This window comes from Changpingibacter yushuensis (assembly GCF_014041995.1).
GTDB lineage: Bacteria > Actinomycetota > Actinomycetes > Actinomycetales > Actinomycetaceae > Changpingibacter > Changpingibacter yushuensis.
The window spans coordinates 140,983-155,135 of the sequence record NZ_CP059492.1 but is presented as its reverse complement, the minus strand read 5'-3'; the positions used below and the strand labels follow the sequence as shown (position 1 = coordinate 155,135).

11 protein-coding genes and 1 tRNA gene are annotated in these 14,153 nt (G+C 58.2%); 7 read left to right on the top strand and 5 right to left on the bottom strand.

Annotation, left to right across the window (positions count from 1 at the left end):
* Nucleotides 1-216: 216 nt before the first annotated feature.
* Together H2O17_RS00655 and H2O17_RS00650 are read right to left on the bottom strand one after the other, a co-directional pair.
* Nucleotides 217-305: transfer RNA gene (locus H2O17_RS00655), tRNA-Ser, on the bottom strand.
* A 33-nt stretch (nt 306-338) separates the two neighbouring features.
* The gene (locus H2O17_RS00650) at nt 339-890 is read right to left on the bottom strand and encodes a nucleoside deaminase (protein ID WP_182049884.1); all 552 of its coding nucleotides are present in this window, start codon (nt 888-890) and stop codon (nt 339-341) included.
* 168 nt (nt 891-1,058) lie between these two features.
* Between H2O17_RS00650 and upp the strand changes: the two genes are divergently transcribed.
* Both upp and H2O17_RS00640 read left to right on the top strand, forming a co-directional pair.
* Nucleotides 1,059-1,697, top strand: a complete 639-nt coding sequence (upp, locus tag H2O17_RS00645) for a uracil phosphoribosyltransferase (RefSeq protein ID WP_182049883.1) — start codon at nt 1,059-1,061, stop codon at nt 1,695-1,697.
* A 355-nt stretch (nt 1,698-2,052) separates the two neighbouring features.
* Nucleotides 2,053-3,057, top strand: coding sequence for an alpha/beta hydrolase (locus H2O17_RS00640; protein ID WP_246311270.1), 1,005 nt, complete (start codon nt 2,053-2,055; stop codon nt 3,055-3,057).
* On the opposite strand, the gene H2O17_RS00635 is transcribed toward H2O17_RS00640, so the two are convergent.
* Complete coding sequence (locus tag H2O17_RS00635) at nt 3,032-4,756, bottom strand: MFS transporter (protein WP_182049882.1); 1,725 nt, start codon at nt 4,754-4,756, stop codon at nt 3,032-3,034. The genes H2O17_RS00640 and H2O17_RS00635 overlap by 26 nt on opposite strands.
* A gap of 325 nt (nt 4,757-5,081) precedes the next feature.
* On the opposite strand from H2O17_RS00635, the gene H2O17_RS00630 reads away from it, so the two are divergent.
* Nucleotides 5,082-5,948: a DUF5926 family protein gene (locus H2O17_RS00630; RefSeq protein ID WP_182049881.1), complete on the top strand. Its 867-nt coding sequence runs from the start codon at nt 5,082-5,084 to the stop codon at nt 5,946-5,948.
* Between the two features lie 200 nt (nt 5,949-6,148).
* On the top strand, nt 6,149-6,928 hold the full coding sequence (locus H2O17_RS00625; protein ID WP_220456786.1) for a glycosyltransferase: 780 nt from the start codon (nt 6,149-6,151) through the stop codon (nt 6,926-6,928).
* Between the two features lie 79 nt (nt 6,929-7,007).
* On the opposite strand, the gene H2O17_RS00620 is transcribed toward H2O17_RS00625, so the two are convergent.
* Entirely contained in the window at nt 7,008-9,308 is a 2,301-nt protein-coding gene (locus H2O17_RS00620) for a hypothetical protein (protein WP_182049880.1), read from the bottom strand.
* Between the two features lie 144 nt (nt 9,309-9,452).
* Here H2O17_RS00620 and pheA point away from each other — a divergent pair, with 144 nt between their 5' ends.
* Nucleotides 9,453-10,400, top strand: coding sequence for a prephenate dehydratase (pheA, locus tag H2O17_RS00615; protein WP_182049879.1), 948 nt, complete (start codon nt 9,453-9,455; stop codon nt 10,398-10,400).
* Between the two features lie 67 nt (nt 10,401-10,467).
* Here pheA and H2O17_RS00610 read toward each other — a convergent pair whose 3' ends face one another.
* A complete protein-coding gene (locus tag H2O17_RS00610; protein WP_182049878.1) occupies nt 10,468-11,607 on the bottom strand; it encodes a diacylglycerol/lipid kinase family protein in 1,140 nt (379 codons plus the stop codon).
* A gap of 200 nt (nt 11,608-11,807) precedes the next feature.
* On the opposite strand from H2O17_RS00610, the gene serS reads away from it, so the two are divergent.
* Entirely contained in the window at nt 11,808-13,079 is a 1,272-nt protein-coding gene (gene serS / locus H2O17_RS00605) for a serine--tRNA ligase (protein ID WP_182049877.1), read from the top strand.
* 149 nt (nt 13,080-13,228) lie between these two features.
* Complete coding sequence (locus tag H2O17_RS00600; protein WP_182049876.1) at nt 13,229-14,137, top strand: HAD family hydrolase; 909 nt, start codon at nt 13,229-13,231, stop codon at nt 14,135-14,137.
* The last annotated feature ends 16 nt before the right edge of the window (nt 14,138-14,153 follow it).

Sequence of the window (14,153 nt, the reverse complement as noted above, 5' to 3'; positions counted from 1 at the left end):
GCACCCCCTAGGGGGGAGCAGGGGTGGGGGTACGGGGTCCCTCCCTCCCCCGGTCCCAACTTCGCTCCCGGAGGCATAGCGAAATCTCTCCCCGCGTTTTTTCCACACGTGCTCGATTTATCCGTATGCCGTTTCGTTGTACCGCATATGTACCGCGCCACGCCCTAAACAACTTTCCCCGGTACCACTTTTCGTTGTGGTACCGGGGAAAACCAGTGGCGGTAGCGGCGGGATTTGAACCCGCGGTGGCTATTAACCACACAGCATTTCGAGTGCTGCACCTTCGGCCGCTCGGACACGCTACCGCCGACCATCGTACATAACACGGCGTCCTCACGCTAATTGGCAGGTGAGTGATCTGCCCCTCGCCCAAAAAAGTGCCGAAGCTGCTCTACACACTCCTGCTCCCGAATCCCGCCAATCACCTCGACTTGATGGTTAAGCCGGGGGTCACGCACCACGTCGCGCACCGAACCAGCCGCACCGGCCTTCGGGTCCCACGCCCCAAACACCAGGCGTCTAACCCGTGCTCCCACGATCGCGCCAGCACACATGGTGCACGGTTCGAGCGTCACGTAGAGATCACAATCCTCAAGTCTCCAGCTCTCGAGGTTATGGGCCGCCGCACGCAAGGCAGCAATCTCAGCGTGGCCCGTTGGGTCGTTGAGTGCCTCACGGGTGTTCCATCCCAGCCCCACCACCTCCCCGAACTCCCCAGAAACGCCAAGGTCGCCAAGAGTCCCGCACACTTCTGGAACCACGCGCTTGCTTCGTGCATTGCGAGGTTTTGAGCGCACCACGACAGCACCTACGGGTACATCGCCAGATTCTTCGGCATGGCGTGCCAGCCTGAGAGCTTCGCCAATCCAGTGCTGCTCAACCTCATACATGCACACCAGTTTCGCACAGTGCCCGCAAACAGCCTGAGCACTCTAGCAAGGTGACCTCACGTGCTACGCGTAGGTTTACCAGCCCGTCACCAACGTGAGTTGTTGAGAGCCGTCACTATGTGGGGCTTCAGCCGCAGAAACTTGCAATCACACTGGTAGATTTGGCACATGCGCACTCAGGTCATTGAACATCCCCTCGTCGACGCGAAGCTGACCATGCTCCGGGACGAAAACACTCCCTCCGCAGTCTTCCGCCAGCTCGTTGATGAGCTCGTCACCCTTATCTCTTACGAGGCCACTCGCGAGGTTCAGACCGAACCCGTGGAGATCGTGACCCCAGTGGCACCTATGACAGGGACCAAACTCACTGAGCCCCGCCCGATCGTGGTACCGATCCTGCGCGCCGGCCTAGGCATGCTTGAAGGAATGTCAAAGCTCCTTCCGTCTGCGGAAATCGGATTCCTCGGCATGAAGCGCGATGAAACCACGCTCGAGGCCGTCACCTACGCCAACCGGCTCCCAGACAACTTGTCCGGACGCCAGACCTATGTTCTTGACCCGATGCTAGCCACCGGCCATACCCTCATTGCATCCATCAACTACCTGCTGGAACGCGGCGCCCGTGATGTCACATGCATCTGCATCCTTGCCGCCCCCGAAGGCTTGAAGAACATTCAGGACGCCGTGGGAGATAGGGCTGAAGTCAACATCTTCGTAGCTGCAGTTGACGATCACCTTAACGAACGCGGTTACATCGTTCCAGGGTTGGGCGATGCTGGCGACCGGCTCTACGGCGTCGTCGACTAATCCGTAAGGGCAAACCAAGCAGCTATCAAGCGAGGTTGCAGCAGATCTTCAGGATCACAACGGAAGATACTTGTGCGGGCGGGAACCACAACGGTTACCCGCCCGTCCAACTCTGTAGGCCACCGGTATCCCTAGACCTCATACGCTATGGGCCACAGGTGGACCTCATCAACTACCAGTAGAAGTCCCTACCCAAGAGCGGCAAGTACAGACCAAAGGCTTACCTTGAACCAGCAGCTGTAAGGTAGCCGAACTCCGTGGCAGCATCGCCGCCCACGAAGCACTGGACGCACGGGCCGCTTGCAGACTTACCATTGGTGAAATATCCGCGCAACGACGCGATGGAGGCACCACATTGCAGATCTCGAATCCAACGCCTGACTACCTCGGAGCTACGTGGCAGGCCCGCACGATCAGCTTGACGGACGACGACGGCGGGGCACCTGCGGGCCGACCGGACGTCTCCGTGCTGGTCCATGAGTCCGATGCGCGTGATCTCATAGCGAAGTCTGGTGTGGCGGCACTCTACCTGCCAGGTTTCCAAGATACTTTCTTTCACACCGAACAAGCTGCTGCCTGGCGCGATTACGGCGTTCCGTTGGTCGGTTTGGAGTTCCGGCGTTCTGGCCGGGCACTGCGCTCGGAAGCCTCACGCGACGATATTCGGGACATATACGTTCGAGAAGAAGAGATTGGCTTGGCGCTTGAGTACCTTCGCGATCTCGGTGCCCGCAGAATCGTGCTTATTGGGCATTCGACGGGCGGCTTACAAGCAGCTTTGTGGGCAGCAGATCATCCTGAAACGGTGGATGTTGTTATCCTGAACTCTCCGTGGCTAGACCACAACGGGCCCGATTGGCAGAAAGGCACCTTAACGCACATCGTCGATAGGGTGGGCTTGGCATTGCCCCGCCTCAAGATCTCAACGTTGGATCCCGCCTATGCGCGCTCACTCCACACAAACTTCGGCGGCGAATTCGATTTCAATGTCGCGCAGAAGGTTCTCTACCCTGCTCCTGTGTATGCCGGGTTCTGGCGTACCGTTCGCCGCGCGCAAGCTCGCATTGGCCGAGGCAGTGTCAGGATCCAGGCACCTCTGCTCATTGCCCATTCAGGCAGATCTGGCAACAACTCCAAACCGAGTGCCGAAGATCTGGCCAGCACAGATTGTGTGCTCAACGTTGAGGACATGAAGCGCGCGGGATTGTTGCTCTCCCCCGAAGCCACATTCCTTGAAGTTCCCGGAGGTCGGCACGATCTCGCTCTATCGCGCAAGGCGGCAAGAGACCAGTACACGCACGATTCCATCTCCTGGGCAGCCGAACAGCTGAAGCTCACTCGGTTGGCCGACCTGCACTGAGTGGGTACGGCTCGGATATGGACGGCTCTCGATCGGATGCAAGCGCCAGATTGGATCCACCCTCCGCATCGCCGTCCGCACAGCTTTCAACCCGCTGCTTCTGCGGTAGGGGCTCCGAATCTTGGGCCAAAGCCTCTTCGACCGCCGAAAGATCAATGGTTGTCCGGAGCGAGGTTCCCTTGATGAATGTCGTGGCGATCAGCGAGATGACCAAGATACCGGCCATTACCGCCATGACGGGAGCTAGAGCGTTTCCATAAGCCGTGCGAACGATGTGCTCCGCAGCGGCTGGGAGAGCACTGAAGTCAAGAGATCCAGTGCCCGATTGGGAGGTGGGCATCGCACCAAGTTGGCCCACAACTTCGCTCTGTACGCTGGACTGCATCACGCGTCCGAAAACCTGAATCGCAAGCGCCCCGGAGAGAGTCCGGAAGAAGAGGACCGTGGAGCTGGTGGCGCCCATGATCTCCAAAGGCACGATGTTCTGTACGGCAACCATCAGGGTTCCAGAGGCACCCATTCCCGCACCCAAGATGACCATGGCCGCAGAGACGTAGATGAGGCTTGATGTCTCATTCACGGGAAGAAAGAGCAGAGCCCCTACAACCATAGAGACCATTCCACCAACCACATACCTCTTCCACCACCCGGTTGCTGTGGTCCGGCGTCCGATAACAGTCGCGGCGAGCATCATCGCCAGAGTCATCGGCAGAGTGAGGAGACCCGACTGGCTCGGTGAGTAGCTGCGTCCATACTGAAAGTACTGCCCAAAGAACACGGCCGTTGAGAACATAACGGCACCTTGTCCCACGTAGTTAACCAGCGATAGCACGACCGTACGGTTGCGGAACAGGTGGAGTGGAATGAGTGGTTCGCTCACCTTTGATTCGACGACGACGAACAGCACAAGCGAAATCACAAACACACCGATGAGTGCCATCGAGACTGGATCACCGGTGGTGAAATCGCGCCCTTCTGAGGAGATCCACACCAGAGCACTGGTGACCACAGCGCCGATAAGAGCGATACCGAGGAAATCGATATGGACCTTGGTGCTCCTCTCCTGACCAACTGGAATCTTCAGGAGTCGCATGACCACGATGATGGTCGCGATAACGAACGGAACAGCAATCCAGAAGCACCAGCGCCATCCGAGGAAGGAATCAACAATGAGACCCCCGATTAGCGGGCCTGCCACGGTTGAAACAGCCATCGATGCACTCATGTAACCGTTGAACTTGCCGCGTTCGCGCGGTGAAACGATGGTTGCCATGATCACAACTGTCAGCGTGATCATCATCCCCATGCCAGCACCCTGCAGAACGCGGGACGCGATCAACTGGGTAGGAGTCTGGGAAGCTCCAGAAAGAAGACTTGCGGTTCCGAAGAGCGCGAGCGAGAAGATGAAGAGCTTCTTCTTGTCGTAGAGATCAGCGAGCTTGCCTGCAATGGGCGTCAGAATTGTGTTGGCGAGAATGCCAACTGTGATAACCCACGTGTATTGAACCGCGTTGGCACCAATCTGCGCCACGATCACAGGCATCGCGTTCGAGATGATCGTATTGGACATCGAAGCCACAAACTGCGCAGCGAGCAGTCCGATAAACACCGCGGTGACCTTGACTTCTGGATCACCAGACGTGGCGGGCCTGGAATCGTGGGTGATGCGGGTGTGCTTGCGTGCAGCTTGTTTGAACATGCCATCGATTCTCGAGGGGTTCATGTGGACATGACACCGCGCTCGGCTAGATTTGGGTACCTGACCGGTATACGCTGGCGCGCGGGCCTTAACAAGGGTTTGTGCTGGGGTTCGCACGGATACCTGCGCCACATGGCTACACCCGGTGTGCTGTGGCGCGTCGCCATGATGGCATGGCTCTTCAGCGCCGAATACCCACCGCAAACTGGGCAATACGAACAGGTTGCAGCGGCGGAGTACTGGCAATAGTTCCTAGGCACCTAGACATCACGATGTTGGCTCAGACCACGTAGTCTTGAGTGGTTGATTCACAAGAAAGGCACTGATGTCGAAGAAGAATCGCCGCGGCGCGACCGACCGCCCGGCCAAAGCCAAGCGCCCCAACATCCCGTTCGTGGAACGCCCCTTTGAGGGCTTACCACGCGAATCCGATCTTGTTGCCATGCGCGAAATCCTTCCGCTGGCCACCTTGTCAGTAAAGACCACTGAGGAGTTCGGCGGAGTTGAGCTCAACCTCGTTACGATTCTTCCCCAGATGTCAGCTGGTTTGCGCCGCGACGACGACGTCCTGTTGGTTGCGATCCAGAGTCTCACGAGCTCAGGCGACCCGTCGTTGGACATCGCCACAAACGTTCTGCGGTCCATCGAGCTTGAGCCTGGCCAAGTACTGCAGGTCTCCGAGCTCCCTGAACCTGGACCTCGCCTGCAAGAGGTTCTGGACCCCGATAGCTTCGGTGAGATCGAGCTCTTTACCGAACCTACGTTCTGGATGAGCGAAACGGAACTCGCGAAGCCTGAGAACAAGGAAGCCCTTGCCACTGCTCGGGAACAGCTGATCCCCACTGCACAGGTTCCCGGCCAGCCGGGCGCTTACTGGTGCCGCATGTCTCGTGAGTTTCTCCGTTGGGTGCGCCCCGAACCCCGAGACGCTGTTTTGGATGGCTTGGCGCGGTTACGCGTTGCTGGCGAAGGTTCATTCGACGAGTCCCGATTCGTGGGCGCATTTCGAGCTCAAGGCCTGCTCATACCCGTGTGGGAACTCCAAGCGGGCAGCGAAGCCGATGAGCTTGCAGAACCCTTGGCAGAATTCGCCGCACAGTTCGATGCCGCGATCGCGTCACATGAGCCGCTTTCATCAGATGAGAAGCGTGCTCGCGCGGGAATCGTCTCCCGCCAGGTAACTCTGCGCTGATTCTGCATCACGGAGATCTCATGTGTAAGTGAGGGGAATGGGGGTGCGAACCTCCCTCCCCTCACTTACGTCGAGGTCGCACACACCAGATTCCCACCCAAATCTCACGTTCTGGCCGCAATACGGAACGAATATGAAATCTTCATGGCAATTTCGTTGCTCAGTCAAGAAACTCACCAAAATGGTTATAGGCTAGACCCGTGACCGAAAATGACCAGCGGGTGGCCGTCGTTATTCCCGCAAAAGACGAGGAAGATCACATTGGTGCGACCATTCGCGCCGCCCGAGCGATTCCCCACGTAGATCTTGTTGTTGTAGTAGACGATGGTTCAGAAGACGATACTCAGAATGCCGCTCGCCATGCGGGCGCAACGGTCATCAGGCACTCAGTAAATCGTGGAAAAGCGTCAGCTATGGAAACTGGAGCCTCCGTGGTTGCCATGCGCGATGTGGCTGGGCGCCCCGCACGTCTTCTCCTCTTCATTGATGCCGATCTAGGCGATACCGCAGTTGAGACAGCTCCGCTGGTTGCACCTGTTCACGCGGGTGAATCCGACTGCACAATCGCGGCACTCCCCGCACAGCCGGGGGCAGGCGGCCACGGATTCGTCACAGGTCTGGGCCGCCGCGCGATCGAACGCGCAACAGGCTGGTCGCCGCGCCAACCACTCTCAGGGCAACGCTGCCTTACCCGCGAAGCCTTCGAATCTATCCGGCCGCTGGCAGTTGGCTGGGGCGTTGAAGTGGGCATGACAATCGATTTGCTCGTTCACGGGTTCTCCGTTCAGGAGGTGCCTTGCGACCTTCGCCATCGCGCTACGACCAACAACATCGCCGGTTATATGCATCGCGCCCAGCAGTACAAGGACGTCTGGCTGGCGGTTTCAAGCCGGCGCATCCGCCGGGTTCACGTGCCGCGGCGCCTGCGCACTGCCGAACGCGGCGTTGATTTTCAGCCATTCTTTGCTTTCAAGCGTTAATCTGCGGCACTGCCCTTCGGTACACCTCGCACTCTGATTCCAAGCTCTGACCCAACTGTAGGTCTACGTAACGTGAGGTCTAGACGGTTTCTTGGTCCAGTTCGTCGTCGTGCCGAAGGATCGTAACCAACCATAGCGGTACCGCAACGCAGAACCCGATGAACGGAACCACCACACCAGAATCGTTGATGAGAAACCCCACGGCGAGCGCGGCACACAGCGAAACAACGCTGGACTTCAGCACGGGCACATCACGCCACGAGCGGCTCAACAGCCTAGGTGAAAGATGCGTGCGAAAGGCGCCCCGCGCATGCAGATTCCGCAACAGCACCACCACGGCAACCAGCACTGCCAAGAAGATTGCTACGGCAGTCCACGGTAGTCCAAAGAAGGACTGGCTCAGTTTTCGCGTGATGACCTCCATGCCACCACCGTTAAGAAGTGTCTGGATGAAGCGGCCCAGATGTGATCGCTGATCGGGCGGGCGAAGGTAGTCCGCCACAGCGAAACCAAACGACACGAGCACTGCGGCCCCGAGGACCACAACCACGCGCAGCCATGAAAGAGTCGCACTGATTGCTAACACGGTCAGGAACGCGAACCCCACAATGAGGGCGGGCGGTCCACCAAAATCAGCTCCGAGCCCGGCACTTCCGTCAATGATCACCGCCACCACTGCAATAGCCACTACCACCGCCGCGGCTACGTTCTTACCCCAACGCGCCCTCAGGAGTTCGGCCGCGTATGCGGTGGCAAGAAGAAGGCCCGCTGCCATGACGGCAAAGGTGGCGTTACTCAGTCCATAAAACCTGCCTCCCACCTGCGGCTGAGTTCCCAAGAGCGAAGCAAGTTGTAATGGGTATGCCGCAAGTCTGCTATCCAGCACAACATCACATAACAGCGTCAGTGCGCTGATCGAACCCACTACTGCCAGAGGAGCGTGAACCTTATCCTTCCACTTGGGAAAGAGTGCAATCGCGGCGATGAACGTTGCAATCGCCGTGATTCCGCCAAAAAGTGCCACGCGCGGTGAATCAGAACGCCACCATGGCAGGAGGTTAATGAGAAGGGAGGCTACTGGGATGCTCGCCACCCAGGTGGCGAGCTGGATCAGAGTGGCGTCGCGGCGCTGATCGCCACCCCGCTGCATGCGCGCAATACCCATCCCTACTGTTAGCACAAAGAAGACAATCAGTCCGATGTAGAAGACCCCCACGTTGGCTCTGACTAGGTCGGAGCGCACTTGGTCATCTGCCAGGCGTTCTGGGAGCCGCGATCCTGAGATGGACGTCTGGTAGATGTGAGATCCTACTGAGTCCTCGAGAGCCGCCGAATCCGAGTCGAGTGCGGCCATGATGGTCGGAAAGACGTCGGTCAGCTGCACCAAACCAGGTTGCCGAGTGGCATCGGATGTAGCTAGGACCGATTCAGCTTCTTCGGAACCGCCTAGTGATGTCATGGCGAAGTATCCGAGTTCAGCCGTCTGGTTCTGAGAATCTCCCACACTCGTGGCAATCACTGAGGCGCCTGGCGTGCTCGTTGTGATCTGCTCCAGCAGAGCACCAAAACGGGCATCGAGTGCGGCCACCTGATCGTCAACTTCGGTGGGCGTATCTGGGATTGACCGGAAAGCCGATTGAAGCTTCTCACGTACTCCCGGATCGGCTGTTGCCGCTGGACTTGAAGTCAGTTGCGCGTCTGGATAGCGAACCGATCCGAGGTCAACAACGATCACGTCAGCCCCCGAAGCGAGCTGCGCGTATGCATCCGCGGCGGCAGTCACGCCTGGATCCGCGGCGCCTGCGGCGGTACCTTTCTCCGATCCCGGTAAGTCCGGGATTTCGGCAGCCATGGCACTGACGTCGCCACTCGAATCGGTCAGCGCCAATGCCGCCCCAGCACCGATTGCCACCGCGTTCTTCTGTTCCAACGAATCCGCGAGCAGGCCGATCTGCGCACCGTAAGAACTGGCCAGATTGGCCTCGGAGAGCTCTGTCCAATCAGCCGCGCCTCCCCCAGCTACGCTCGCAAGAGTTCGGCAACCATCGGCTGTGTCCAACGCTCGTTGCCCTGCCGCTATGGTCAGCCATCCCGCAGCCGGGCACGTAGTCTCACCGACGGTTCGCACCACCACGTTTGCCACACCAGCGCCTTCAGCGAACTTCCAGAGGTTTGGAGTGGTTTGCTCCGTTACGTTCTCCCACACCAATCCGGAGAAGCCGACGACGACCAGTGGGCTCGCCTTACTCTGGACTTCCGTTGTTTGGACGGCCGTGGCTGCCCGCGCAGGAACGGCCAGCACGCTAATGAAGATGAGGCACGATATTGCGCAGGCAACAAGGAAGCGGAATACGCCTCGTCGACTCGTGCCGTGAACCATGCCATCAGCGTACCGCGCACGGATCCGCATCAAGTGTTTGGCGGCTGAATGTCATGTGGCGGGCGCACTCCTATCAGTACTCGTGCATCCGGGTATGGTAGAGCCATTGCAGCCACTGGGGCGCAACGTGAAAGGAGGATTGTCATGAGCGAAACTACCGAAGGTCGCCTACGATTTTCCTTTCTCGGGCCAAGGGGAACCTTCTGCAACGCCGCTGCACTACAGGTCGCGGATGCCAATGCCAACCTCATTCCTGCGGTGGACGTTCCAAGCGCACTTCGCATGCTGCGCAAGGGTGAGGTGGACTACGCGGTTGTCCCCATTGAGAACTCAGTGGAAGGTGGCGTAAATGCAACGCTGGACTCGCTTACCCACGGTGGCAGGCTAGAGATCAAAGCAGAGATGCTCGTCCCGATCCGCTTCGCACTTGCTGCCCGCCCAGGCGTGAAAATAGAGGATGTGCGGCGCATCGGCACGCATCCCCACGCGTGGGCACAGTGCCGCGGTTGGATTGCAGCCAACCTGACTGATGCGGTGCATGTTCCTGCTACGTCAACAGCAGCCGGAGCTCAAATCCTCGCCTCAGACAAAGCCGATCCCGGACTTGACGCAGCCTTGTGCCCTGTTCCAACAGCAATTGAATATGGCTTGAACATTCTGTCTGACGAAGTAGCTGATAACCCAAACGCCATTACGCGTTTCATCATGTGTTCTCTCCCTGGACCGCAACCTGAACGTACCGGCGCAGACAAGACCACACTCATGGTCCAGTTGGCTTCCGACGAAGCCGGCGCACTGCTTGACATGCTCGAACAGTTCTCTGTTCGCGGCGTCAACTTGTCCCGAATCGAATCCCGCCCCCTCGGAGACTCCCTAGGACGCTACGCATTTTCGATCGACGCCGAAGGCCACTTGCTCGATGAACGCATGCAAGCAGTGCTAGTTGGATTGCATCGCGTATGCCCCGCGGTCACATTCCTCGGGTCCTACCCAGCGGCCAACGAAAAGAAGATTCGGCCGCTTCCCGGCACATCTGATGCGGATTTCATTTCTGGACGCAAATGGGTCAACAGCCTGATTAGTGAGGGATGACTCCCTGCGGGACTCTACAACCATCCGCGTGCCAGTGGAGCACTGGGAGAAGCCAGAAGGTGCTTCCCTACGGGACTCGAACCACCAAGGCGCCCTTGTCGATGCGTGCCCGAACATCCCGGGCGTAACCTAGCGCGTCGCCGTCGGCCTGAATAAGTTCGAGTTCCCGAGCCGAAACCTGCGCCTGACGGGTGCGCCGGAAATCGATCTTCGCCGTTTCTGGAAACACCTTATCCTGCACTCCGAATCGTTGAAGCCCCAGACGCCGGACGAGGTCTGTCCAGCCCACTATGCCTCCCTTGGTGTCAAGGACCGCGATGTCCAGCCAACCATCATCAATCCGAGCGTCCGGGGCAAGCACAATTCCGGCCGTCAATGTGCCGCAGTTGGCGAACATGATGGACCGAGCTTCGACTTCCACCGAGTTCGCGCCGTCTCCCGTTGAGATGGTGGCATTGACCCGGTCCCCGTGGAGATGGCGTATGCCTGAGACTATATAGGCGGACCATCCCATGACACGCTTGAGGTTATCGTCAGCATCGTCCATGACTTGGGCATCGAATCCCATTCCTGCAATCACTACAAACGGCACTTCACCTTCAAAAAGTGTCGCGTGACCATCGAGATCTGCCAGTTCGTTGCGAGCTTCAACACTGGCTTGGGGAGCACTCATCCACCCAATATCAATACGGCGCGAACGGCCGGTCACGGCGATGGACGCGAGGTTGCGAATCGAATCCATAGGAAGGTCGAGGTTACGCGCAAGCAGGTTTCCCGTGCCGAGTGGCATAAGACCCATAGGGATGCCTGTACCAGCCAATGCACCGGATACAAGGCGAACAGTACCGTCACCTCCCGCAGCAATCACTACTGAAGGGTTGTGACCAATTGCCTGCTTGGTTTGCCCATATCCCGAATCCTCAGCAGTGGTGGGAATCCATACGGGTTGCGCAAGCCCGGCATCAGCCGCTGTTTCATTGAGAATACTTTTGATCTCATCAAAGTCCGCAGACTTCGAGGGATTGTAGATCACCACTACGGGACCCGGTTCACGCGAGCCGTTCTCCTCAGACTCAGCGGGTTCCGTATGCAACGTTGCGACTTGGAATCGCAGGGATTCTAAGTCTTTTCGCAGGAGAAACAGAAGAATCACTGCTCCCGCTGCCAGAATCAGTGCGATGACGGCGACCCACGATGTCCACTCCATGCACATAGCCTAGGGTGCCAGTTAGACATATTCCTAGTGCAGGCGGAACAAGGGCGTGCTGCGCACGCTCGCTGAGATCGCCGTGACCGAACCTAGGATGGGCACCCGGAGGCGACCAAATGTTGGCCGAGCACACAAAGTCATGTGCACCATGCAATCGGTTTGCCCGTAGAGTGCACTCTCCACGTAAACTGGAGTGCATGATTGATATCCGCTTTGTCCGCGAGAATCCTGAAGCAGTGCGCGAATCCCAGCGCCGCCGTGGCAATGACGTCTCGACCGTTGATACCTTGCTGGTCGCCGACGACGCACGCCGCTCAGCACTTCAAACATTTGAGTCCGCACGTGCCTCTCAGAAGGAGATCTCTCGGTCAATCGGTAAGGCGTCTGCTGAGGAACGCCCTTCGATCCTAGCCAAAGCCAAGGAGTTGTCCGAACAGGTCAAGGAACTTGAGGCCAAAGCTTCAGAGGCCGAAGCCGCTTATGATGAGGCGAATCGCGCTATCCAGAACATCATTATTGATGGAGTTCCTGCCGGAGGTGAAGATGACTACGTTGTCCTGCGCCACGTTGGCGAAGCTCGTGACTGGGCCAGCGAAGGCCTTGAACCCAAAGACCATTTGGACGTAGCTGAAGCACTCGGTGCACTCGATATGGGTCGCGGCACCAAGGTCTCCGGCTCCCGGTTCTACTACCTCAAGGGAGTGGGTGCTCGCCTTGAGCTTGCGCTCCTCACAATGGCCGCAGATCAGGCCGAAGCAAATGGCTTTACACTGATGGTCACGCCCACCCTCGTGAATCCAGACATCATGGCAGGCACAGGTTTCCTCGGTGCACATTCTGATGAGATCTACTACCTCCCAGCAGATGACCAGTACCTCGTGGGCACGTCTGAGGTCGCTCTTGCCGGCTACCACAAAGATGAGATCATCGATCTTTCCGAAGGTCCACGCCGTTATGCTGGCTGGTCCTCGTGCTACCGCCGCGAAGCCGGTTCCTACGGCAAGGACACCCGTGGCATCATTCGCGTTCACCAGTTCAACAAGGTGGAAATGTTCTCCTACTGCAGGCCTGAAGATTCGGTAGAGGAACACCAACGGTTGCTCGCGTGGGAAGAGGAGATGCTCCACAAGGTTGAACTCCCCTACCGCGTTATCAATACAGCTGCCGGCGATCTGGGCAGTTCGGCAGCGCAAAAGTTTGATTGCGAGGCGTGGCTACCCACTCAGAACCGCTACATGGAAGTTACCTCAACCTCTAACTGCACCACGTATCAAGCTCGTCGGCTTAACATCCGCGAGCGCTTTGAGGGCGAGAACCGCAACGTGGCAACCCTGAACGGCACGCTGGCCACAACGCGCTGGCTTGTTGCACTTCTGGAGAACCATCAGCAAGCTGACGGTTCCCTCTACATTCCAGAGGCCTTGCGCCCGTACCTTGGCGGCCGCGATCACTTCGATCCAATCGCCTGATCTCCCTTGATGCGGAGTGGGCGCCTCCTGTTCTCGCAACAGAAGGCGCCCACTTCCACACCAGTTCACACGTGTAAGAAGGCACCAAACTTCGGTGCATGCACTTCTGCAACTCCCGGGCACCCATTGGGCGCCCAAGAAAGGTGGCCATGCCGAGTCTCATTGATTCTCTAGCCTCCTCTGGCCTACCTTCCGCCGGGCCCGATCTTTTCATTGCGCTCGACATCGACGGGACGGTCTTGCATTACGACACGTCGTTGTCCGAACGGGTTGGGCGTGCCGTTGCCGCTCATGTGGAAGCCGGAACTCGAATCACGCTGGCCACTGGCCGAGGCATCTACGGCACGCAGGTTGCGCTCGAACAGTTGCAGATTGCCAGCGGCTTGGCAGTTTGCTCAAATGGTGCGATCACGCTTGGGCTTGGCGGCATTGAGGTACCGGGAGAACCGTGGAGCGATCGCGCCTACCAACTGCGATCTGAAGCTGAGCGTACGGTCAACATTGGCCTGCCCTTCAGAATCCTGGACTACCACACCTTTGATCCACGCAAGGAGATCGATCTTCTCCATCGCGCTATTCCAAACGCGCTCTTGGCCGTCGAGGAACTAGATGGCCCTCGCCGTGTCACAAAAGAGTTTCCTCCTGGTGAGTTGACCGGACCTAATGTGGTACTTCCCGCTTCTGAGCTCGGAGTAGCTGAGGCCACCCGCTTGACGGTTCGCGCTCCCGAGATGTCCTCAGAAGAGCTGCTGCGCGTGGTCGAATCTCTCGGACTTAACGGTGTTGAATACGCCGTCGGGTGGTCGGCATGGCTGGACGTATCACCAAATGGTGTGTCAAAGGCCTCCGCACTCGACCATATTCGTGCCGCATACGGTATCGATCGCACTGCGACCCTAGCGGTGGGCGATGGCGGAAACGACATCGAGATGCTCAAATGGGCCAAACTGGGTATAGCGATGGGAGGATCTGCTGCCAACGTACAAGCGGCAGCGGATGCCACCACAGCCAATGTGCAGGATGACGGCCTTGCAGATGTCTTGGAGTTCTTCCTGTAGGCATGAGTCTTTCACT

What these genes read in the sequence shown, in the direction of transcription:
- H2O17_RS00650 (WP_182049884.1), bottom strand. Translation starts at nt 890, where the DNA reads ATGTATGAGGTTGAGCAGCACTGGATTGGCGAAGCTCTCAGGCTGGCA.
- upp (WP_182049883.1), top strand. Translation starts at nt 1,059, where the DNA reads ATGCGCACTCAGGTCATTGAACATCCCCTCGTCGACGCGAAGCTGACC.
- H2O17_RS00635 (WP_182049882.1), bottom strand. Translation starts at nt 4,756, where the DNA reads ATGTTCAAACAAGCTGCACGCAAGCACACCCGCATCACCCACGATTCC.
- H2O17_RS00630 (WP_182049881.1), top strand. Translation starts at nt 5,082, where the DNA reads ATGTCGAAGAAGAATCGCCGCGGCGCGACCGACCGCCCGGCCAAAGCC.
- H2O17_RS00620 (WP_182049880.1), bottom strand. Translation starts at nt 9,308, where the DNA reads ATGGTTCACGGCACGAGTCGACGAGGCGTATTCCGCTTCCTTGTTGCC.
- pheA (WP_182049879.1), top strand. Translation starts at nt 9,453, where the DNA reads ATGAGCGAAACTACCGAAGGTCGCCTACGATTTTCCTTTCTCGGGCCA.
- H2O17_RS00610 (WP_182049878.1), bottom strand. Translation starts at nt 11,607, where the DNA reads ATGGAGTGGACATCGTGGGTCGCCGTCATCGCACTGATTCTGGCAGCG.
- serS (WP_182049877.1), top strand. Translation starts at nt 11,808, where the DNA reads ATGATTGATATCCGCTTTGTCCGCGAGAATCCTGAAGCAGTGCGCGAA.
- H2O17_RS00600 (WP_182049876.1), top strand. Translation starts at nt 13,229, where the DNA reads ATGCCGAGTCTCATTGATTCTCTAGCCTCCTCTGGCCTACCTTCCGCC.